The following is a 21,515-nucleotide window of genomic DNA, read 5'->3' on the forward strand; positions in this document are numbered from 1 at the left end:
TATAGAACCCTATAAATTATAAGCATAAAAAACTCCCTAAGTGGGAGTTTTTTATTTATACTGAGATTCCTACCTACGCAGGAATAGCATTTACTATTTAAAAAACGAATCTACAAATTCGTGTTTGTTGAACACTTGTAAATCATCAATACCTTCTCCTACTCCAATATATTTTACAGGAATTTGAAATTGATCAGAAATACCAATTACAACTCCTCCTTTGGCTGTACCATCTAACTTAGTTACTGCTAATGAAGTTACCTCAGTTGCTTTGGTAAATTGTTTTGCTTGTTCAAAAGCATTTTGTCCTGTAGAACCATCTAATACTAACAACACATCATGTGGTGCATCTGGCACTACTTTTTGCATTACTCGTTTAATCTTGGTTAGCTCATTCATTAAGTTTACCTTATTATGTAAACGACCTGCTGTATCAATAATAATTACATCGGCTCCATGATTAACACCTGATTGCACGGTATCAAAAGCTACAGATGCTGGATCAGACCCCATTTCTTGACGTACAATTGGTACATCAGTTCTATCTGCCCAAACTTGTAACTGATCTATCGCAGCTGCTCTAAAAGTATCAGCAGCTCCTAAAATCACTTTTAAACCTTTCTTTTTAAACTGAGAAGCTAACTTACCAATCGTTGTTGTTTTTCCAACTCCATTCACTCCAACCACCATTAACACATATGGTTTACTGTTTACTGGAATAGTAAAATCGGTTTCATCTCCTGTATTCGTTTCTGACAGCAAACCTGCTATTTCTTCACGCAAAATTTGGTTTAACTCATCGGTTCCCAAATATTTATCGCGAGAAACACGTTCTTCGATTCTATCAATAATTTTAAGAGTCGTTTCTACTCCTACATCAGACGACACTAATACTTCTTCTAAATTATCTAACACATCATCATCAACTTTTGCTTTTCCAGCAACTGCTTTTGATAATTTAGAGAAAAAACTTGATTTGGTTTTTTCTAATCCTTTATCTAAGGTTTCTTTTTTCTCTTTTGAGAAGATGTTTTTAAAAAAACTCATGGTTAAATTTTATAATCGCTTATATAGGTTAAAAACTATACCAAACTTTCGATGTGGTCATATTGTCATTATACAATGACGTTTGTTAATTTTTGCATTAGAAATTATAGCGGCATCCTATTTTGTGTTTGTAAATCGTCATTACGAGAAAACCAAAATAACCTCTTGATTTTTAGAGGTTCCTATAGCAAATAATTTATTTGCTTCTCATAAAGATACAGCGCAAAGCCCGACCCAAAGGGTAATATTCAAAAATACATTTTTTTAACACATAAAAAAAGCTACTCTCTAATGAAAGTAGCTTTTCTTTAAACTGTATACAAGAATTACTTTTTTGCAAAAAAGTCATTTACTTGTGCTGGATCCATAATAGCTTCAACAAAAGTATAAGCTCCTGATTTTGGAGACTTTACCATTTTGATAGCTTTGGTCAATCTTTTCGAACCTGTTTGTAAAGTTGCTACTGATTTCTTTGCCATTTTAATTAAAGTTTACGCCGTAGCTAATTATTTAATTTCTTTATGAACTGTCATCTTCTTTAAGATTGGATTAAATTTCTTTAATTCCATTCTGTCAGGAGTATTCTTTTTGTTCTTAGTTGTAATATAACGAGAAGTTCCTGGTTGTCCAGAAGCTTTGTGCTCAGTACACTCTAAAATTACTTGAACTCTGTTTCCTTTTTTTGCCATCTCTCTAAAATTTTATCTAGTAAGGAATTACTTAGTTAAAAAACCGTTCTCTCTTGCTTCTTTAATAACAGCAGAGATTCCTTTTTTATTAATATTTTTTAATGCAGAAGCAGATACTTTTAAAGTAATCCATTTATCTTCTTCTGGAATATAGAAACGCTTAGTCATTAAATTAGCGTTAAATCTTCTTTTAGTTCTATTTAAAGCGTGAGATACGTTGTTCCCTACCATCGCTTTTTTTCCTGTTAATTCACAAACTCTAGACATCTTCTTGACAGTTTTTAGTGTTATTTCTAAACGAGGTGCAAATTTATGCATTTTAATTTATTGCACAAAAATAATCTCGATTAAATTTCAATTTATTTTAATCCATTCAAAACTTAGGTTCAGCATCTAACCTATTTGGAAGCGTAACGGGCGCAAAAATACTAATTATTTTAATATGATTGATTGTAAAAGTTCTAAAGATTTAGTTACCGTTCTATTGATAACTTTCTCTCTAGGTTGCCCAAAGTTAAACTCTTGCACTTCCACCCCATTTTTACTAGCAATAGCAATATATACCAAACCTACATTTTTATCGTTATGATCGGTAGTTGGTCCTGCATTTCCTGTAACTGCTATAGCATAGTCAGTTTGTAATTTTTCTAAGCATCCTTTCGCCATTGCTTCTGCTACTTCTTTACTTACTACCGTAAATTGATCAATTGTTTCTTTAGGAACGCCTAATAATTGTTGCTTTAAAGTAGCTGTATACGTTATAAATCCACCCATAAAATAACCCGACGCTCCTGGTACTGAAACGATAGTTGATGCTATTTTTCCTCCTGTCAAACTTTCAGCTGTTGCAACTGTTTTTCCTTGCTGCTTTAACAACTTACCAACTTCTTTTTCTAATGACGTTTCTTCATCATCTCCAACAATAATCTCAGGAATTAAATCATATAACCCTGCCACTTGTTTCTCCATCTCTTTTGCCAACAACTCTTTATTATTTCCTTTAGCTGATAATCGCAAACGAACACTTCCATAAGATGGTAAATATGCTAACCTTATAAAGCTTGGTAAGCTATCTTCCCAATCGGAAATTCTTTCAGCAATAATCGTTTCACCCGTACCTACAGTCATAATAGTTCTATGCAAGATGAAAGGTAATTCAAAGGTCGATTGGAGCCTTGGCAACACCTCTTGTGTCATCAAACCTTTCATTTCATATGGAACTCCTGGAAGCGAAACAAAAACAGTATTATTTTCATAAAACCACATTCCGGGTGCAGTTCCTAAATAATTCATCAGCAAGGTTGCTTTCGAAGGAAGCTGTGCTTGGTATTTTTGAACTTCATTAAACGGATGATTGACTTTCTTAAATAAATGCTTAATATTATCAATAACCTCTGGGTATTCAACAACTTTTTCATCTTGAAAATATTCAGCAATCGTTTTTTTAGTGATATCGTCTTTGGTAGGCCCCAATCCCCCAGTAATAATAACGATATCTGCTCTACCCTCTGCTTCTTTTAACGCATTTAATATGTGCTGTTTTTCATCTTGTATCGATGATATTTGATAAACTGAAACACCAATTTTATTGAGTTCTTCACCAATCCATTGTGAATTGGTATCCACTATTTGTCCGATAAGAATCTCGTCTCCTATCGTTATAATTTCTGCATTCATTTAGTTACCTCTAAAAAAGAATCCCGCCAAAGCAGGATATTTTATTTTACTTTTATCTCAAAAGCTTGTTTTCCTTCAATAGTCCCTGTTAATATGTCATTTTCTACTACTTGACCAACACCTGCTGGTGTACCTGTAAAAATAATATCTCCTTTTTTTAAAGTGAAATACTGCGACACATAGCTTACCAACTCATCAATCTTCCACAACATATTAGACGTGTTTCCATCTTGAACCACCTCATCGTTCTTTTGTAATTGAAAAGAAATATTTTCTAAATCAAATTCTTCTTTCGGGTAAAACTCACCAACAATGGCACTACCGTCAAAGGCTTTGGCCTTTTCCCATGGCAGCCCTTTTTCTTTACATTGTGCTTGAACATCACGAGCTGTAAAATCGATTCCTAATCCAACAGTATCATAATACTTATGTGCAAATTTTGAAGAAATGTGTTTCCCTACTTTATTTATCTTCACTAATACTTCCACCTCATAATGCACATCATTTGAAAAAGTTGGAATAAAAAACGGCATTTTCTTGGGAAGAATAGCTGAATCTGGTTTTAAAAAAACTACAGGATTCTCTGGTCTTTCATTTGCTAATTCTTCTATATGTTTTGCGTAATTACGCCCAATACAAATTATTTTCAATGCTTATTTGTTTTTACGTTTAACTTAGAGATTTCTCTCTTTTGTTCGAAATGACAGCTGGTTTTAAGGTATCCAAGTTTTTGGGAAGTTAGGCTTACGTTTTTCTAAAAACGCATCACGTCCTTCTTTTGCTTCATCGGTCATATAAGCTAAACGAGTTACTTCACCCGCAAACACCTGTTGACCAACCATTCCATCATCCGTTAAGTTCATTGCAAACTTTAACATTTTTATTGAAGTTGGTGACTTTGCTAAAATTTCTTGTGCCCAATCAAAAGCTGTCTGCTCTAATTCGTCATGAGACACAACTGCATTTACCATTCCCATTTCATAGGCTTCTTGTGCCGAATAATTTCTTCCTAAGAAAAAGATTTCACGAGCTTTCTTTTGTCCTACCATTTTTGCTAAGTACGCTGAACCATAACCAGCATCAAACGAAGTAACATCTGCATCAGTTTGTTTAAAAATAGCATGTTCTTTACTCGCCAACGTTAAATCACAAGTTACGTGTAAACTATGTCCTCCACCTACTGCCCAACCTGGAACTACACAGATTACTGCTTTTGGCATAAAACGAATTAAACGTTGTACTTCTAAAATATTTAATCGGTGATATCCATCTTCTCCAACATACCCTTGGTGTCCTCGTGCATTTTGGTCACCTCCAGAACAGAAACTCCAAACACCATCTTTTGTTGATGGTCCTTCGGCAGACAATAATACAACTCCGATATTGGTATCTTCATGCGCATCTTGAAATGCATCTAACAATTCAGAGGTAGTTTTTGGGCGAAACGCATTACGTACATTAGGTCTATTAAATGCTATTCTTGCAACATTATGTGACTTTTTATAAGTAATATCTTCATATTCTTTGGCAACTTTCCAGTCTGGTTGTATCATAATTTTAATATATTGTCGTTATTTAGATGTACAAAAATAACATAATAACTTTATTTTTCTTTTCTATCTTTGAACGATATAATTTACCCCTAATATGAAACAAGTATATTTATTATTTACCTTATTAGTTAGTACTAGTCTTTTTTCCCAAAAAATAATTTCTCAAAAAGTTAATTCTAAAGAATTAGGCGAAAGTAGAAATATTAAAATCTACCTTCCTAAAGGTTATGACATAGATGAAACTACCAATTACCCTTTGGCAATTGTCTTAGGTGATGAGTATCTTTTTGACCTATATGTAGGGAATGCAAAACTATATGCTAATGTAGATAAAGCTCCTAGACAAATTGTTGTTGGTATCGATATGAAAAACACTTATGCTAAAGATGTTTCTATTATACCTGCCAACAATGCACTAACAACTTCTGGAGTACATTTCTTCAACTTTGTAAAACACGAATTAGTTTCTTTTATGGAAGGTAATTTTAGAACTTCTGCTTTTATGACGATCGTTGGAGAAGGTAAAGGAGCTAATTTTATTACGCATTATTTAAAAGATGAGGAACCTGCTTTTAACTCTTACATTTGTATTACTCCTGACTTTCCTCAATTTGCTCCCGTTATTATAGATTCGTATTCATTAAACAGATTAGGTTCTATTGACAATACTTATTTTATATACACTAGCAACAACAAAAAGTACATCGACTCTGAACAATATAACCGTTTTAGCAATATTAAAACATTATTGACCTCTTACGAAGCTAAAAACTTACATGTTAATTTTGACGAATTTGAAACTGCTCCTAGTTACCTATCTATGATTGGAGAGACCATCCCAAGAGCATTTACTCAAATGTTTGCCTTATATTCAAAAATAACGAAAGAAGAGTTTGAAGCTAATGTTAAAGACTTAGCTCCGTTAGACGCTATTAAATATGTAGAGAAAAAATACTTGGATATCCAGTATTTATACGGTTCAAACTTAAATGTTCGTTTGGATGATATTTTTGCCATTGAAGATATTGTAATTGACAGACAAGATGGTGACTACCTTAGAGTATTAGGAGATTTTGTAATGATAAAGTACCCTGATTCACACATGGGGGATTTCTATATTGGAAAATATTATGAGTTAGGAAAAGATTATGAAAAGGCAGACTTTTACTATAAAGCTGCTTACGGAAAAATGGATCCGTCAGACCCTAACGCCAATGCTTTTTACGAAAACATTAAACGCGTAAACGATTTAATGGCTACAGTAAAGAAAGAAAAACCTGCAAAAGAAGTTAATGACGAAAATGAAAATCAAGAACAAGAAGAAGATAAAGAATAGGTTATTTTAACACTATTCTATCTTCTTGTAATTCTATTTTTTTATTTTTATACAAACTGCCAATAGCTCTCTTGAATGCTTTTTTACTCATTTGTAAGTGAAATTTAATTGATTCGGGAGAGCTTTTATCTGTTAACAATAGAAAACCTTTTTCCTCTAATTTTTGTAGAATTTTATCTGCATCTAAATCAATTACATTTTTAAATCCTTGTGGGCGTAACGACACATCAATCTTATCATCTTCTCTAATCTTCTTAATGTAACCGACTGTTCTAGTTCCTTCTTCTATATCACTAAAAACTTCGTTGTTATACAACAAACCTTCAAACTCTTCATTAATTAAAACTGAATATCCTAATGCTGTTTGAACACCAATAACTAGCTCTACCTTGTCTCCTTCTTTTAATTCCATCTTATAAGTTTTTAAAATAGTTCTTTAAAACTACATCATTTATTTCTTTTGGAGTAAAAATCTCCATTATTTTTGGTTGACTTGATTCTGTATAAAAACCTCTCAGCCCTATATTTAATTCTTCTAAATTAGTTATCGAAACATATTCAAAACCATACATTTTTGCCAAATGTTCAGCTGTTAAATTGTGTGGCGTTTCAAAATAATCAGTTGCATTGGTTGTTAACGGACCAGGAATAAACCTAAAAATACCACCTCCTGCATTATTTAAAACAATAATTCTAAAATTCGTGGGAACATTTGCATTCCACAATGCATTACTATCATAAAAAAAACTCAAATCTCCCGTGATGAATGTTGTAATTTTATCATCAACAAATGCTGAACCTATAGCTGTACTTGTGCTTCCATCTATACCACTTGTTCCTCTATTACAAAATACTCGTAAGGTTGGGTTTACATCAAACAATTGTGAATATCGAATCGTAGAACTATTGCTAATTTGCAACTGAGAGTCATTAGGGATTTTCTGTAAAATTGCTTCAAATACTTTTAAGTCTGAATACTCACAATTTTTCAAACAAACATCATGTTTTTCTACTCTTCGAGCCTTTTCATCTAACCATCTTTGCTGATAATCACTTTGAATACTCTTCTTTACATCAAACAGAGTTGTTAAAAAACCTACTGGATTAATTTGCACAAACTCTGATAAACAATGGTAAGTATCCATTGGTTTCAATTCATCTATATGCCAATGGTGTTTAGGTGGTGATTTTCGAAAAAGTTGTTTGATTTTTTTTGAAATTACCATTCCACCTAGAGTTACTAAAACCTCTGGTTTATATGCTTCAAATTGTTCTACCGATAATGGAAAAATAACCTTATCAATACTATTGATAAACTTAGGATGGTGTAGGTTTGAAGTCGTTTCTGTTAAAATTATCACTGAATTATCTTCAGCATATAATGATAGTACTTTTTGTAGCTCAGAATCAGGGAAACTACTTCCCACTAAAATCATTTTTCTAGTTGAAGAATTCCAAATAGCAGCTAATTTTTCTATATCTACAGATTGCTTCGCTTCACTCGCAATGACTTTTAATTTATCAAACGATTGCTTTACCTTGTTCTCAAATACAGGGTATAATTCATCTACTGTTTCATACAAAGGTTCTTCGAACGGAACATTGATATGAACTGGACCTTTTTTTGTGAGTGAAGTCTGTAAAGCTTCAACCAATAAATCAGTGTTATTTTTTAGTTGCTTTTCATCTTCAATCAAATTCGCAGAAAACAAAATATGGTTTTCAAACACATTTTCTTGGCGAATGGTTTGCCCATCACCAATATCAATTAAATGTTTGGGTCTATCTGCAGAAATCACTATTAACGGAATTTGACTGTAATACGCCTCAGCAATTGCAGGGTAATAATTTAACAAAGCTGAACCTGAAGAGCAAGTTATCGCTACAGGTTTTCGAGTTTGCTGCGCAATTCCCAATGCAAAAAAAGCAGCACAACGCTCATCCACCACACTTAATGCCTTAATCTCTGGATGATTTGAAAAACCAACTGTAAGCGGTGCATTTCGTGATCCTGGAGAAATAACAACAGTATCAACATCAAATTGATGACATGCAGAAATAACTAATTGTGCGAGTTCTTTTTTTGGGAACATTTTATAACGTTAAAAAATGCCATTTCGAAAAAGGATAAGAATCTTTATAAATAAAAAGATTTCTCCCTTCGGTCGAAATGACATTATATTTTCTACCAACTAAGTTGGTTAATTTCCTTTTTTATAATCTGCTAAAAACTTAGCTAAACCAATATCGGTTAATGGGTGCTTTAACAATCCTTCAATAGCACTTAATGGACCAGTCATCACATCAGCACCAATCTTAGCGCAATCAATAACATGCATTGTATGACGTACAGATGCTGCTAAAATTTGCGTGTCAAATAAATAGTTATCATAAATCTGACGGATTTCAGAAATTAAATTTAACCCGTCTGTAGAAATATCATCTAAACGACCAATAAATGGCGACACATATGTTGCACCAGCTTTCGCTGCCAATAATGCTTGACCAGCAGAAAACACTAGTGTTACATTAGTTTTGATTCCTTTATCAGAAAAATATTTACACGCTTTAATACCATCAGCAATCATAGGTAATTTTACCACGATTTGTGGATGCAATGCAGCTAACGCCTCACCTTCTTTTATCATTCCATCAAAATCAGTAGAAATTACTTCAGCAGAAACATCTCCTTCAACAATTTCGCAAATAGCTTTGTAATGGTTTATAATATTTTCTTCACCAGTAATTCCTTCTTTTGCCATTAACGAAGGATTGGTAGTAACTCCATCTAAAATACCTAAAGCTTGCGCTTCTTTTATTTGGTCTAAGTTAGCTGTGTCAATAAAAAATTTCATCTGTATCTAAATTATGTAGTTGTGTTCTAATCTTATATTCAAAGACTCGTAACCTCCTGTAAAACAAAACATAAAACTGCTTTTTACGCTATAATATATTCAGTCACTAATCTTCTGCGAATTTACAATTTATAATGATTCATTAAGAGTTTTTCATAAACTTTATCTGGTAAGATTCTTTTTAATACGATTGAAAATTTTTCCATAAAACCACCTACTTTATAATGAACCTTTGGACTTTTATTTTCAATAATATGATGAATAGCTTTCGCCATTAATATTGGGTCAGCACCAGAATTAACATGATCATTCATCAAAGCTAAATTCTCTGCATATTTTTCTTTATATGCAGAATCTTCAAAAACAGGCGTATGATACCTCCCCGCAGCGATATTTGTAGCAAAATCACCTGGCGCAACATTTACTACTTTAACTCCAAAACTTTTTACCTCCATACTCAATGCCTCGGTTACCAACTCTAAAGCTCCTTTACTTGCCGAATAAATTCCTCTAAAAGGCAACCCCATATAACCTGCAATTGATGTGGTATTGATAATCGTTCCTGATTGTTGCTTTCTCATGTAAGGCAAAACCGCTTTAACAACATCAATAACTCCAAAGAAATTAGTATTGAAATTTTCTCTCATCTCAACCGTAGGTGTATCTTCAATGGGACCTGTTATCCCTTTCCCTGCATTGTTAATCAGTACATCAATCTTTCCTTCTTTAGCTATCACTTCTGCTACTGCATTTTCAATCGATACTTCATTAGTAACATCCAATGCAACCATATTAAATGGAACATTTATCTTATCTGGTTTTCTACTTGTACCATACACTGTATACCCTTTTTCATGCAAATATGTAGCTATTGATTTTCCTATTCCTGAAGAAGCTCCTGTGATGAAAACTATTTTTGACATTGCTTTAATTTTAAGCAAATATCTTAAAGTTAGCCCAATAAAAAAACTTTAAAAACTTATCTTAGCCTTTTATCACTCAAGAACAAACACTATGCATAAAAAAACATTTTTAGCCTCTGTTTTTATTACATCATTTATGATTTTAACAACTGGATGCTCTTCTATTTCAGCTCAAAAAAAAACAGCGTTATTTTCAAAAAGTGAGAAATTCACGCGTCAGGATTCCTTACGTGGTTCCATTACTCCTGAAAGATCTTGGTGGGATTTAACATACTATCACCTTAACATCGCTGTTAATCCTGATAAAAAATTCATCAAAGGAAAAAACACAGTACAATACAAGGTTTTAAAACCACATCAAGTTTTACAAATCGATTTACAACCTCCTTTAAAAATTACCAAAGCCACTCAAAATAACGAGGAGTTAAAAGTTATTTCAGAAGGGAATGCGCATTTCATTCAACTAAAAACACCTCAAAAAATAGGAGAAATACAATCTATTGATGTGTATTACGAAGGAAAACCTAAAGAAGCAATTAGAGCTCCTTGGGATGGTGGTTTTTCATGGAAAAAAGACAACAACGGAAATCATTTTGTTGCTACTTCTTGTCAAGGATTAGGTGCTAGTGTATGGTGGCCAAATAAAGATCATATGTACGACGAAGTAGACAGTATGGCTATTAGCGTTCGTGTACCAAAAAATTTAATGGATGTATCTAATGGTCGTTTACGAAATATTGAGCAACACAAAGACAATACTACAACCTATCATTGGTTTGTAGACAACCCAATTAATAATTACGGAGTTAATGTTAATATTGGAGACTATGTTCATTTTTCTGAAAAGTACCAAGGTGAAGGTGGTGAATTAGACATGAACTATTATGTTTTACGTGATAATTTAAAAAAAGCCAAAGAACAGTTTAAAGATGCTCCAAAAATGATAAAGGCTTTTGAATACTGGTTTGGTAAATACCCTTTTTATAAAGACGGATTTAAACTAGTAGAAGTTCCGTATTTAGGAATGGAGCATCAAAGTTCTGTAACCTACGGAAATCAATATCAAAATGGATACTTAGGGAGAGATTTATCAGGAACCGGTTGGGGGTTAAAATTCGATTTTATTATTATTCATGAATCTGGTCATGAATGGTTCGCCAACAACATTACTGATAAAGATATTGCCGATATGTGGATTCATGAAAGTTTTACTGCCTATTCAGAAAACTTATTTTTAGATTATTACTACGGAAAAAAAGCCTCTGCCGAGTATGTTATAGGAACCCGTAGAGCTATTCAAAATGACACTCCTATTATTGGGCATTATGATGTAAACAACGAAGGTTCAGGAGACATGTATTACAAAGGTGCCAATATGTTACACACTATCCGCCAACTGGTAAATGATGATGAAAAATGGCGACAAATTTTACGTGGACTAAACTCTAATTTTTATCACAAAACCGTAACTACTCAAGAAATTGAACAATATCTAATAGAAAAATCTGGAATTGATTTAACCAAGGTTTTTGATCAGTACTTACGTACAGTTAAAATTCCAGAGTTTGAATATCATATTGAAAATAACACCTTAAAATATCGTTGGAATAATGTAGTAAAAGGATTTAATATGCCTTTAAGAATAACTATTAATGGCGAGTCTAAACTATTGACTCCTACAGAAAATTGGCAAACGAAACCAATCGGAGCAAACACTATTGAAATTGACAACAACTTCTATATATACTCAAAATCAATATAAAAAACAGTTATACTTTACCATTTTATGATCAAACAAATAATAGAGTTTTCTATTCTTAACCCTAAAAAACTCTTTTTAATAGATGGTTTTGGAGCAACTTTATCTGCCCTTTTATTAGGGCTTGTTTTAGTTAAATATGAGAGTGTTTTCGGAATTCCTCCTTCAACTCTTTATTTACTTGCTCTTTTACCTGTGTTTTTTATAATCTATGACTTTTACTGTTATTTTAAAAAAGGAAGTAAAAAGCAAACACAATTCTTAAAAAGGATTGCTTTGATAAACCTGCTATATTGTTGTTTATCTATTGGAGCTGCGTTTTATCATTCTAAAACAATTACTAATTTAGGGTGGACTTATATTTTAGTCGAAGTTCTAATTATTATCGTTTTGGCTATAATTGAATTTACAACGGCTAAAAGACTAACAAAAAAACTCGAATCAATGTGATTCGAGTTTTTTTGTTTTATTGATTAAAATACTACTAGTAATTCAATCTTTTCAAATAATCTAATTTTTCTTGCCAAAGATCTAGTTGATCTTTAAATTCTTGAATTCCATTACGAACATTTTGTACTAGAGGATTACCTTCAGTAGCATTGGAAATAAAACTTAAATTGTTCTCTAACTGCTGCATTTCACGAACAGTTTCGTCAATTTTTTTACGAATAAAGAATTGCTCACTATCAAGTTTTCTGTAATCTTCTTGAGACAAATAAGTATCGACCAAACTCTTAAACTTCATCATTTCAATATCATTTCTACTCATATCTAATTTATCTAAATGAGCATCTATTGCTTTATTGAATTTTTCATCTAAGTAACGTGCATTTCTTGGTAACGCTCCTAAGTCTCTCCATTCACCCAATGTTTTTTCAACATCTTCTTCCGTTGTTATCTCTGCTGATTTAACTTCCTCTATAAACTCTTTTTTAGCTTCAACAACTGCTAATTGTTCTTTATTTTGTTCATTCTTTTGAGCATGTAATCTGTCAAAATAATGATTACAAGCATTTTTAAAACGTTTCCATATATCATCAGAAAATTTTCGAGGCACATGTCCTATTTTTTTCCAGTCTGCCTGTATACGCTTCATTGTATTGGTAGTTTCGTTCCAGTCTTCACTATCTTTAAGACTTTCTGCTAATTCTATCAATTCCATTTTTCTTTTTAAATTCTCATTCTGAGAACTTTTCTCTTGCTTATAAAAAGCATTCTTTGCCGTATTAAACTTCTTAGTAGCAGCCTTAAATTCTTGCCAAACAGCTTCACTTTTACTATAAGGTAATTTTCCTATATCAAAGTATTTTTTACGTAACTTTTCTATTTCTGCAATACTTTTTTGCCAATCATTATGTGTTTGATTTTTAGATGTATCATAGGCTCTAATTTCAGCAGCTACTGCCAGTTTAGCATCTATCATTTCTTGATGCTTCGACTTTAGTTCTTTGAAATATTGATGACGTTTATCGTGTATATTCTTTGTTGCCTCACTAAATTTACCCCAAACTTCTTCGCGATGTTCTTTTGCTACAGGTCCAACTTCCTCTTTCCATAAGCGGTGTAATTCCTGCAATTCTTTAAATGCAACATTTACATCTTCAATTTCATTCAACGCCTCTGCTCGTTCAATTAACTTCAGCTTTTCCTCTAAATTATGTTTAAAATCTAGTTCTCTAAAATCTTTGTTTAAGTGTAGTAAATCGTAGAAACGCTCAACGTGATGATGATATGTTTTCCAAGTATCATTGTATTTTGTTTTAGGAACCGCCCCTATAGTTTTCCAACGATTTTGAATTTCTTGAAAATCGTTATACATAGTTTTTGGATCAGCGTTTTCTATTAACGCTTTCAATTCTTCAATTAAAACATTTCTTCTTTCTAAATTATCTTTTAATTGGCTTTCTAACTGAGAATAGTATGCATCACGTTTGGTTTTATACTCACCTAGTAACTTATTATACTCAGTTTTTAGAGGGCTAGAAAACTGAAAATCGATAGAATTTCCTCCATCTGCTAAAAATGCCTCTTTTTTATCAGCTAATAACTTTCCGAACTTAGAATTAAATGCTGTTTTAATAGCATCAACGTTTGATTTCAATTGTTGTACTGGATAGCTTTTTAATAACTTTTTTAGTTCATCGACCAATTTCTCCAGCTCCATCGAAGGATAATCAAGCATTGGAATTTCGTGCTTTTCGTCAGCTTTCTCAGCTTCATTAGCGACCTCATCCTCTACTTCATTTATTGCTTTTTCGGTTTCTTCGTTATTATTTGACTCGTTTTTAATTATTGGTTGTTCTACTCTTTCTTCATTATTTTCTAACATATCTACAATGTTTAAGTTCCTATATTTAGACTATAAATATACGGATTCTTAGAGAATACCAAATTTTATTTTATAGTTATACTTTAGTTATCATTCCAAATTTCCCATGCTTTTTCTGCTTGCAACTCTAACATTTCTAATCCATTTTTTGTAACCGCCCCCTTTTCTTTTCCCTTTTTTAAAAAAGTGGTTTCTGATGGATTATAAATTAAATCATATAACACATGCTGATTTGAAATAAATTTATACGGAATATCTGGGCAAACTTCTGTATTTGGATGGGTTCCTAAAGGAGTACAATTTATAATAAGATGTGTATTTTGGATAATTTCTTTTGTGATTTCGAGGTATGAAATTTGCTTTTTTCCTTCTGGGTTCCTTGAAACAAATTTGTATTTAATCCCTAAATTTTCTAGCACAAATGCTACTGCTTTAGAGGCTCCTCCTGTACCTAAAATTAAAGCTTTTTTATGATGAGTCTTCAATAAAGGCTTGAGTGATTTTTTAAAACCATACACATCTGTATTAAATCCTTTTAACCTTCCTTTTTTAGTAACTTTTATAGTATTAACAGCGCCAACTTTTAATGCTTTCTTGTCTATTTTATCTAAAAAATTAAACACCTCTAGCTTGTACGGAATGGTAACATTCATCCCTTTTAATTTCTTCTTATTCTCTTTTATTTTCTGAGGAAGTTCATGTATGGATTGTATATCAAAATTGATATACTCATGATTTTTTAATGCTAGTTTTTTAAATTTTTCAGTAAAATATCCACGAGAAAATGAGTACGAAATATTTTTTCCTACTAAAGCATATAAATGCTTATTTTCTTTTTCTGCCATAAAAATCAATAATTAAAATCAACCCAATTCCTACAAGAATAAATCCAATAGAAATCCATGTTTCTTGACTTTGAAAATCGGGTATAAATCGTTGGTAGTTTTCTAAAATTTTATTTCCTTTTTGATCTAATAAAAATATTCCTTCATGAGTTTTATAAATAGTCTCTTTCCATGGCCACACAATACCTAACGACCCTGTAATAAACCCAATAATAACTGCTGTTACAATTTGATGCCATCTTTTTAAAACATACCCTAGTACATGAGAAATAGAAACCAAACCAAATGCAGAACCTGCGGTAAAAACACCTATTATTTTTAAATATCTGACCTTAACCTCATCATTAAACACTTCAAAATTACCCGACAGTAGATTGGTTATCACATTACCTAAAACGTTGACACTATCTACCAATAGTAACACGTAATTTCCTAGCAATATCAAAATAAAGGATCCTGAAAGCCCTGGCAAAGTCATTCCTGAAACTCCAATCATTCCACATAAAAACACAAACCAAAGGTTATCATTTTCAGTAGCAGGAGTCATAAAACTAATAGCAATTCCAACCGAAGTACCTACTAACAAACCTATAATTGTTCTGGGTCTCCAATCGTTAAAATCTTTTGATATGTAATATATAGATCCTATAATCATACCAAAAAACCACGACCAAACATAAAGCTCATAATTCTTTAAAAAGTAATCTAAAACTAAGGAAACACTAAAGTAGCTAAACATGCTTCCCATCATTACCCACACTAAAAATTGCAAGTTGGTATAATCTGAAAAACTTTTAAAACGACCATTGAATAATAGCTTGAATGCTTTAACATTTATTCTCTGAAAAGTGTAGATAAGCTCTTCGTAAAACCCCATCACAAAGGCTACCATACCTCCTGAAACTCCTGGTATTTTATTGGCTCCTCCCATCACTAATCCTTTTAAAAAAAGATTAATTTTTTGCGATAGTGTACGCTCTTTATACATGTTAATTGATTAGAGTCCTAAATTACTTATTTTCTATTGTCTTTTTACTGCTATTTTTTCAAGTAACAATATTAAACTAAAACCTACCAAAGCTAATACTACAGCATACATTATTTGCGAATTTCCTTCGTAAGAGAAAGGAGATATAGACAGTTCATTAAACGGAATTTGTTCACCATGCGAGTTTGTTCGATATGTTAGCACCTTCTTCCATGGCCAAATCTTATTTAGCGAACCGATAATAAATCCTGTTAAAGTAACTAAAGTATAGTTTTTATAATTTGTAAATAAATATTTTAAAACTCTAGAAAACGACAATAAGCCAATAATTGCGCCTAAACCTACTGTTGTTATTATAGTAAAATTACGGTTGTTTACAGCCGCTAAAATTGGTTTATACGCCCCTAAAAGAACCAACACAAAAGATCCTGAAATTCCTGGAAGAATCATTGCACAAATAGCAATTGCACCTGCTATAAAAATAAAAGGCAATGAAGAGTGTTCTGAAACCAACGGGTTTAACATTGTAATGTAATATGCCAATGCAGCTCCTAGGAATAATAAAATTATCGAAACAATATTCCATTGTGTAACTTGCTTTGCTATATAAATAACACTTGCTAATACTAGCCCAAAGAAAAAAGACCACAATAAAATAGGTTGATGTACCAACAACCATGAAATCAACTTAGCTAGCGAAATAATACTAATGAAAATTCCAGCAAAAAGTGAAGCTAAAAAACTACCATTTGCTTGTTTCCATGCAGCTTTTAATCCTTCATTCCGAAAAGTTTTAAGCAACTTAATATTGATATTACTAATAGAACTTAAAAGTTCTTCATAAATTCCTGAAATAAATGCAATGGTACCTCCTGAAACACCTGGAACTACATCTGCTGCTCCCATAGCAATTCCTTTTAACATGATTACAAAGTAATCTTTACTTGTTCTATTCATTAACGGTTAATTATTTTTTTCTTTTGGTTTAAAGTTTATCAAACTCTTTTTCTTTGGTTGCACACTATCTTTTATTTCTTCTTTTTTCTTTCTCTTCTTGTTTAATCCTAGTTTTTTACCTAAATCTTTAAGATTATTAAAGTTTACTTGATATGAAATACCGACTCCTTGAGTATACCCTTCTTCTTCAGTAGAATACTGAACTTCATTTTGACGGTTAAATACTGTACCTCTTAGACTTCCTTCTTCATTTAATAACACCTCTACTTTCACTTCTCCTACAACACTTGTTTGTGTATTTGTTCCTACTGGCACACCTACTTTTCCATTAACCAAAACTCGGTCGCTTAATTGAGTGGACACCGATACATCTACTTGATCATCAGAATTAATGTTATCTACTTTACCTCTATCACCTTGCGTATATCCTAAACCTAGCTGAAACTTGTTCTCTTTGCTATTTAACATGTTTGTCAAAATGCCTGATGCAATTTCTGATGCAGTTCCTGTAATTCCTGAACTAGCACTATTACCTATAGCATCTTCATTATAAAAGGTTCCGAAAGCCAATAGAAATGAAAAGTGTTGCATTTTAGTATTCAAATCATTTTCATTTAAAATAAATTCTAACTCAGAACTTACCGTTGAATTTGCATTTGGTATTTTTATATCAAACTCTTGTTTCGAGCTAAATAACCCTCCTGTAATTTTTGTATATAAATCTATTGGAATCTTACGATTTGAATTGATATTATCTAACAATTGCGCAGGATTAGCCTTAGTTCTATACACCGCAGTAATATCTAACTCAGCATCGTAAGGGTCACCATTCCAAGAAATGGTTCCCCCTTTTTGTACTGTAAATGGTTTTGTTATTCCTGCATATTTAAAATTATAAAACCCATTATCTACAGTAAAATCTCCAAACATTTTAAACTTTCCGCGTGTGTCAATGTCAATAAACAAGTTTCCTTCTCCACTTCCTTTTAACTCACTTCCAGATACTTTATCTATCACCACTTGTGCTACAGCATCTTTAGTAACTGTTAAATTTAGTTTTAAATCTAATCCCTTAATATTTTTAATTATTTTTCCTTTACCGTCTTCTCCTTCTTTTCCTGTTTTGAAACGAATCAGCTTATAATTATCAATAGTTTTAACATCGCTCAATGGAATTACAAACAAAGTACCTTTATTCGTTCTTCCATTGACATCAATATCTAAATTAGTGGTAAGTCCCCTAATCTTTGCTTCACCATTTAAAAAGCCTGTTCCGTAATACTGTACTTCTTCTGTTTCTTGAGTATCTAACACCAATAAATTACGTGTATTAATATCAAAGTTTAAAAACCAATCTTTAAAGTTTTGATGTGCGATACTCCCTGATAAGTTTCCTTGTGTCAAATATTTAGTATCTTCTAGTATTATATCTTTAAAAATAAACTCTTGTTTATCTAACACAACACTTGTATTCCCCGTTAAATCAAAGTCTACATTCAGATAAGGGAAAGACAACCCTACATTTTCAAAATTAAGTATACCATCAAAATCAGGATTTCTCAAATAACCTTTTGCAGTAAAGTTTCCTGTTACTTTTCCTCTTAACCTAGACAAGACATCTTCTCCTAATGGGCTAAAAGCTGCTATCTCGTATTCTTTTAAATACACATCTAAATCTACCGTAGGTCTTTCTTCAGAAAAGTCTATTCTTCCTGTTGCTGAGATATTTTTGGCTTTTTCACTCTCTAAAGAAAGATTAACATCGTACTTTTCATAAGAGTTGTCACCTGTTACATTTAATGCTAAATTTCCTTGTGAAAAATCATTTATATAAAAATCTTCCACATATAAATTCCCTCTTGGATCTATTATTTTATTTTCTTCTTTAAAACTTAAGGTTCCATTTAATTTTCCATCGAGTTTTAAACTATCAATAACAGGTAAAAAGCTCCCTAATTTTACTTTATCAAAAGAAGCTTGTAAATCTTTGTAGATGCTATCTCTAACAACTCCCTTAAACCCTATTTTTTGTTCTCCCGATTTAAAAATGAATGGACTAATTGTAAAATCATCTTTATTTAAATCGAAGGCTACTTTGTTGTTTTTATCTTCATTTGGGTTGATTAACCAGTCAAATCCTTTGTAATGTACTTTTGATTTTTGAACACCTATTACCGATTTCTGTATTTCGTTTATCGTATAAAAAAAGTCTAAATTAAAACTCTCAGAGTATTCTTCACCTCCTTTAAAAACCGACTTAAAAAACAAGGTATCATTTTGAGTACGATTTAGCAGGTTTAGCTTTTCAATATTATAATATTTTGTGTTTATTTTGTTTGCGGTTAGGTGCGTATTATATAATGGATTTTTGTTATCCATTCTTAGAATTACACCTTCAATAATATTCTCATAAGCTTTTATTTCAGGAGACTCAAACGTAAGTTTCAAAGAGTTCTTGTCTGAATTTATACGACCTTTTAATCGAGTATTGCTACCTATGGAAACTTGAGGAAGAAACACTTCTATTATTCGGTTGTAAATAGTAAAATCAAAATCTAAAAACTGATTTGGCGTTATTTCATGTGGGCGATAGTTGGTATATACACTACCCAGAGCATTCTGAGCTATTGGCACGAGTTCTTCAAAAGAAAACTTTCCTTTAATATGCCCACTTACTATTTCTTCCGATTTTATATCAATAGTTTTTATACTATCTTTTACAGAAGAATTTACTTCAAAGCTTTTAAACGGATAACTTTGTTTTTGATTTGTGTAAATTAAATTTTTAAATGTAGCTTTACCAACAATATCATCAAATGTATTTCCTGAAATATTCAAATTGATATTTCCTTTTAACTCTGAAATACTATCTCTGGTAAAAAGATTCGTCTTTTTTAGGTCAATTCTATCAACATTTGCAATGAAATCGAACTTATTAATTTCTGAAGAAAAATCTGCTAACCCTTCAAATTTTAGTTTAAAATTATCGTCCTCTGCATTTAACAATCCATCAAACTTTTTATTTTGAAATAGTCCATTTACTTGCAAATCTTTGTATTCATAACCATTAAAATACAAACTACTTACCTTACCTATTATGGTCGTATTTACATTATCTACATCAAAACCACTTCCGTTAACATCGGCTTTTAATGATATTTTCCCTAATACAGGATCGTTAGCAAACACCCCTAAATCAAAATCTTTAAACTCAATTCCTCCATTATATTCAGCTTCATCAATATTGTTTATATTGGTTAATTGAAGATCTGAGATAGTCGTTCCTACTTCTGATTCTATAGTTAATGTAGCATCCATTTGTTCTGGAGTTACCCTTATCAATCCGTTAAGTGTAAAATTTCCTAATCTTTGAAATTCTGTAGGCAATGTTTTTCCTAACAAGTTGGGCAGTACATTTTTTAATTGACTATAGTTTGCTGTTACATTATCTAAATCTGCATCAAAAACGAAACCCCTACTTGTTTTAACCGCATTAACAAACCCCATATTTCCAATAATCCTCATACCTCCTCTTGAATGTATTCGTACATTATTGGCGCTAAAATTATTTAAAACTCCATCAATACTTCCACTTAAGTATAAAAGGTCATTTCCTCCAATTTCATTGTAAAATTTACTTAAATCCTTAACTGATACTGTACTCTCTTGAAATTTTGCCTTTAATTTTACCTTATCATTAAAATTCACAAAATCTTTTCGATTATATGTAAATTTTATATTCCCTTGTAACTTAGATTTATTATCAGTTTCAACCACGGTATTTTCAAAATCCATGAATGATCTTGTATAGGTAAAATCAGTTGATAAGTTAGATATGTTTACTCCTCTATTTTCTGTAAAATATAAATTTCTTACTTTCATTGAAACATTAGGCCCTACAATAGAAAAGTCTTGTAACTCTCCTCCTCCTCCTTTATAAGCAGCAAACTGCAGTAACTCATCTTTATTTTCATCCATCAATTTAAAAGTCAAATCTTCCAAAGAAATTTTATCACTTTTAAGAATAAATGAGGACGCTAAACTATCTCTAGGTTTTCCATCTTCAAAACTGTCTACGAAAATAGACATGTTATCATTATCTTCTCCTTTATAGGTTTTCATATAAAAATGAATTCCACTTAAAGAAGCTTCTCCTAAATCAACTTTGTTTTCTAATACTCGTTTGGCATTAAGCAAGGAAGTACTTAAATTATTAACAAAAATAAGCGTGTCTTTATGATGATCTCGAATTTCAATTTCTTTTAATTGAACACTTCCAAACCAAGATAAATCAATTCGTTTAACAACGATATTGGTATTAAACTCTTTATTTACCCAATTTGTTGCTTGTTTAGCTAGTTGACTTTGAACAAAAGGTAATGATAGTAAAATAAAAAGCAGGAGCAAAAAAAGCACCGTGTACTTTATGATTCTACCTATTATTTTCCCTACTTTTTTAATGATTTCTCTTTTTTTACTTATCCTAATAAACAAAAGTAATCAGCTAACCGCAAAAATGCTGCCTTATTTTAAAGAAATATCGATTTTAACGAAAAT

Annotated in this window: 19 protein-coding genes; 3 read left to right on the forward strand and 16 right to left on the reverse strand. The window is 31.7% G+C overall.

Annotated features, from left to right (window positions below):
• Positions 1–93: 93 nt before the first annotated feature.
• The 7 genes from ftsY to DFQ07_RS11110 form a co-directional block, all read right to left on the reverse strand.
• On the reverse strand, positions 94–1,047 hold the full coding sequence (gene ftsY, locus DFQ07_RS11080; protein ID WP_133536855.1) for a signal recognition particle-docking protein FtsY: 954 nt from the start codon (positions 1,045–1,047) through the stop codon (positions 94–96).
• A 326-nt stretch (positions 1,048–1,373) separates the two neighbouring features.
• Complete coding sequence (locus DFQ07_RS11085; RefSeq protein ID WP_133536857.1) at positions 1,374–1,526, reverse strand: DUF4295 domain-containing protein; 153 nt, start codon at positions 1,524–1,526, stop codon at positions 1,374–1,376.
• Between the two features lie 27 nt (positions 1,527–1,553).
• Positions 1,554–1,736 (reverse strand): 50S ribosomal protein L33, encoded by a 183-nt coding sequence (gene rpmG, locus DFQ07_RS11090; protein ID WP_013070733.1) that lies wholly within the window; start codon positions 1,734–1,736, stop codon positions 1,554–1,556.
• 27 nt (positions 1,737–1,763) lie between these two features.
• The gene (gene rpmB / locus DFQ07_RS11095) at positions 1,764–2,003 is read right to left on the reverse strand and encodes a 50S ribosomal protein L28 (RefSeq protein WP_133537518.1); all 240 of its coding nucleotides are present in this window, start codon (positions 2,001–2,003) and stop codon (positions 1,764–1,766) included.
• A gap of 165 nt (positions 2,004–2,168) precedes the next feature.
• Entirely contained in the window at positions 2,169–3,413 is a 1,245-nt protein-coding gene (locus tag DFQ07_RS11100; protein ID WP_133536859.1) for a competence/damage-inducible protein A, read from the reverse strand.
• A gap of 41 nt (positions 3,414–3,454) precedes the next feature.
• Positions 3,455–4,063 (reverse strand): fumarylacetoacetate hydrolase family protein, encoded by a 609-nt coding sequence (locus tag DFQ07_RS11105; protein WP_133536861.1) that lies wholly within the window; start codon positions 4,061–4,063, stop codon positions 3,455–3,457.
• A gap of 63 nt (positions 4,064–4,126) precedes the next feature.
• Complete coding sequence (locus DFQ07_RS11110; protein ID WP_133536863.1) at positions 4,127–4,966, reverse strand: 1,4-dihydroxy-2-naphthoyl-CoA synthase; 840 nt, start codon at positions 4,964–4,966, stop codon at positions 4,127–4,129.
• A gap of 94 nt (positions 4,967–5,060) precedes the next feature.
• Between DFQ07_RS11110 and DFQ07_RS11115 the strand changes: the two genes are divergently transcribed.
• A complete protein-coding gene (locus tag DFQ07_RS11115; protein WP_133536865.1) occupies positions 5,061–6,302 on the forward strand; it encodes an alpha/beta hydrolase-fold protein in 1,242 nt (413 codons plus the stop codon).
• Between the two features lies 1 nt (position 6,303).
• On the opposite strand, the gene DFQ07_RS11120 is transcribed toward DFQ07_RS11115, so the two are convergent.
• The 4 genes from DFQ07_RS11120 to DFQ07_RS11135 all read right to left on the reverse strand — a co-directional run bounded on the left by DFQ07_RS11120 (position 6,304) and on the right by DFQ07_RS11135 (position 10,080).
• Positions 6,304–6,714: a S1 RNA-binding domain-containing protein gene (locus DFQ07_RS11120; RefSeq protein ID WP_133536867.1), complete on the reverse strand. Its 411-nt coding sequence runs from the start codon at positions 6,712–6,714 to the stop codon at positions 6,304–6,306.
• A gap of 1 nt (position 6,715) precedes the next feature.
• Positions 6,716–8,395: a 2-succinyl-5-enolpyruvyl-6-hydroxy-3-cyclohexene-1-carboxylic-acid synthase gene (gene menD, locus DFQ07_RS11125; protein WP_133536869.1), complete on the reverse strand. Its 1,680-nt coding sequence runs from the start codon at positions 8,393–8,395 to the stop codon at positions 6,716–6,718.
• Between the two features lie 108 nt (positions 8,396–8,503).
• Positions 8,504–9,157, reverse strand: a complete 654-nt coding sequence (fsa, locus tag DFQ07_RS11130) for a fructose-6-phosphate aldolase (RefSeq protein WP_133536871.1) — start codon at positions 9,155–9,157, stop codon at positions 8,504–8,506.
• Between the two features lie 122 nt (positions 9,158–9,279).
• Positions 9,280–10,080: an SDR family oxidoreductase gene (locus DFQ07_RS11135; RefSeq protein WP_133536873.1), complete on the reverse strand. Its 801-nt coding sequence runs from the start codon at positions 10,078–10,080 to the stop codon at positions 9,280–9,282.
• 91 nt (positions 10,081–10,171) lie between these two features.
• On the opposite strand from DFQ07_RS11135, the gene DFQ07_RS11140 reads away from it, so the two are divergent.
• Positions 10,172–11,842 carry a M1 family metallopeptidase gene (locus DFQ07_RS11140; protein ID WP_133536875.1) on the forward strand — a complete coding sequence of 557 codons (1,671 nt, stop codon included), beginning with the start codon at positions 10,172–10,174 and terminating at the stop codon, positions 11,840–11,842.
• A gap of 24 nt (positions 11,843–11,866) precedes the next feature.
• On the forward strand, positions 11,867–12,289 hold the full coding sequence (locus DFQ07_RS11145) for a hypothetical protein (RefSeq protein ID WP_133536877.1): 423 nt from the start codon (positions 11,867–11,869) through the stop codon (positions 12,287–12,289).
• A 34-nt stretch (positions 12,290–12,323) separates the two neighbouring features.
• Here the strand turns inward: DFQ07_RS11145 and DFQ07_RS11150 are convergent, their stop codons facing one another.
• The 5 genes from DFQ07_RS11150 to DFQ07_RS11170 all read right to left on the reverse strand — a co-directional run bounded on the left by DFQ07_RS11150 (position 12,324) and on the right by DFQ07_RS11170 (position 21,374).
• Positions 12,324–14,168 (reverse strand): DUF349 domain-containing protein, encoded by a 1,845-nt coding sequence (locus DFQ07_RS11150; protein ID WP_133536878.1) that lies wholly within the window; start codon positions 14,166–14,168, stop codon positions 12,324–12,326.
• 83 nt (positions 14,169–14,251) lie between these two features.
• Complete coding sequence (locus DFQ07_RS11155; protein WP_133536880.1) at positions 14,252–15,013, reverse strand: shikimate dehydrogenase family protein; 762 nt, start codon at positions 15,011–15,013, stop codon at positions 14,252–14,254.
• On the reverse strand, positions 14,994–16,001 hold the full coding sequence (locus DFQ07_RS11160; protein ID WP_133536882.1) for a DUF368 domain-containing protein: 1,008 nt from the start codon (positions 15,999–16,001) through the stop codon (positions 14,994–14,996). The genes DFQ07_RS11155 and DFQ07_RS11160 overlap by 20 nt, the downstream gene beginning before the upstream one ends.
• A 33-nt stretch (positions 16,002–16,034) precedes the next feature.
• A complete protein-coding gene (locus DFQ07_RS11165) occupies positions 16,035–16,958 on the reverse strand; it encodes a DUF368 domain-containing protein (protein WP_133536884.1) in 924 nt (307 codons plus the stop codon).
• Positions 16,959–16,964: 6 nt separating this feature from the next.
• Positions 16,965–21,374 (reverse strand): translocation/assembly module TamB domain-containing protein, encoded by a 4,410-nt coding sequence (locus DFQ07_RS11170; RefSeq protein WP_243743969.1) that lies wholly within the window; start codon positions 21,372–21,374, stop codon positions 16,965–16,967.
• Between the last annotated feature and the right edge of the window lie 141 nt (positions 21,375–21,515).

Origin of the sequence: Tenacibaculum caenipelagi (assembly GCF_004363005.1) — a bacterium.
GTDB lineage: Bacteria > Bacteroidota > Bacteroidia > Flavobacteriales > Flavobacteriaceae > Polaribacter > Polaribacter caenipelagi.

Excerpts from the sequence above, each read along its gene's own strand:
- fsa (WP_133536871.1), bottom strand. The coding sequence starts at position 9,157 with ATGAAATTTTTTATTGACACAGCTAACTTAGACCAAATAAAAGAAGCG.
- DFQ07_RS11140 (WP_133536875.1), top strand. The coding sequence starts at position 10,172 with ATGCATAAAAAAACATTTTTAGCCTCTGTTTTTATTACATCATTTATG.
- DFQ07_RS11145 (WP_133536877.1), top strand. The coding sequence starts at position 11,867 with ATGATCAAACAAATAATAGAGTTTTCTATTCTTAACCCTAAAAAACTC.
- DFQ07_RS11150 (WP_133536878.1), bottom strand. The coding sequence starts at position 14,168 with ATGTTAGAAAATAATGAAGAAAGAGTAGAACAACCAATAATTAAAAAC.
- DFQ07_RS11120 (WP_133536867.1), bottom strand. The coding sequence starts at position 6,714 with ATGGAATTAAAAGAAGGAGACAAGGTAGAGCTAGTTATTGGTGTTCAA.
- DFQ07_RS11135 (WP_133536873.1), bottom strand. The coding sequence starts at position 10,080 with ATGTCAAAAATAGTTTTCATCACAGGAGCTTCTTCAGGAATAGGAAAA.
- rpmB (WP_133537518.1), bottom strand. The coding sequence starts at position 2,003 with ATGTCTAGAGTTTGTGAATTAACAGGAAAAAAAGCGATGGTAGGGAAC.
- DFQ07_RS11155 (WP_133536880.1), bottom strand. The coding sequence starts at position 15,013 with ATGGCAGAAAAAGAAAATAAGCATTTATATGCTTTAGTAGGAAAAAAT.
- DFQ07_RS11100 (WP_133536859.1), bottom strand. The coding sequence starts at position 3,413 with ATGAATGCAGAAATTATAACGATAGGAGACGAGATTCTTATCGGACAA.
- ftsY (WP_133536855.1), bottom strand. The coding sequence starts at position 1,047 with ATGAGTTTTTTTAAAAACATCTTCTCAAAAGAGAAAAAAGAAACCTTA.
- DFQ07_RS11160 (WP_133536882.1), bottom strand. The coding sequence starts at position 16,001 with ATGTATAAAGAGCGTACACTATCGCAAAAAATTAATCTTTTTTTAAAA.
- DFQ07_RS11085 (WP_133536857.1), bottom strand. The coding sequence starts at position 1,526 with ATGGCAAAGAAATCAGTAGCAACTTTACAAACAGGTTCGAAAAGATTG.
- rpmG (WP_013070733.1), bottom strand. The coding sequence starts at position 1,736 with ATGGCAAAAAAAGGAAACAGAGTTCAAGTAATTTTAGAGTGTACTGAG.
- DFQ07_RS11115 (WP_133536865.1), top strand. The coding sequence starts at position 5,061 with ATGAAACAAGTATATTTATTATTTACCTTATTAGTTAGTACTAGTCTT.
- DFQ07_RS11110 (WP_133536863.1), bottom strand. The coding sequence starts at position 4,966 with ATGATACAACCAGACTGGAAAGTTGCCAAAGAATATGAAGATATTACT.
- menD (WP_133536869.1), bottom strand. The coding sequence starts at position 8,395 with ATGTTCCCAAAAAAAGAACTCGCACAATTAGTTATTTCTGCATGTCAT.
- DFQ07_RS11165 (WP_133536884.1), bottom strand. The coding sequence starts at position 16,958 with ATGAATAGAACAAGTAAAGATTACTTTGTAATCATGTTAAAAGGAATT.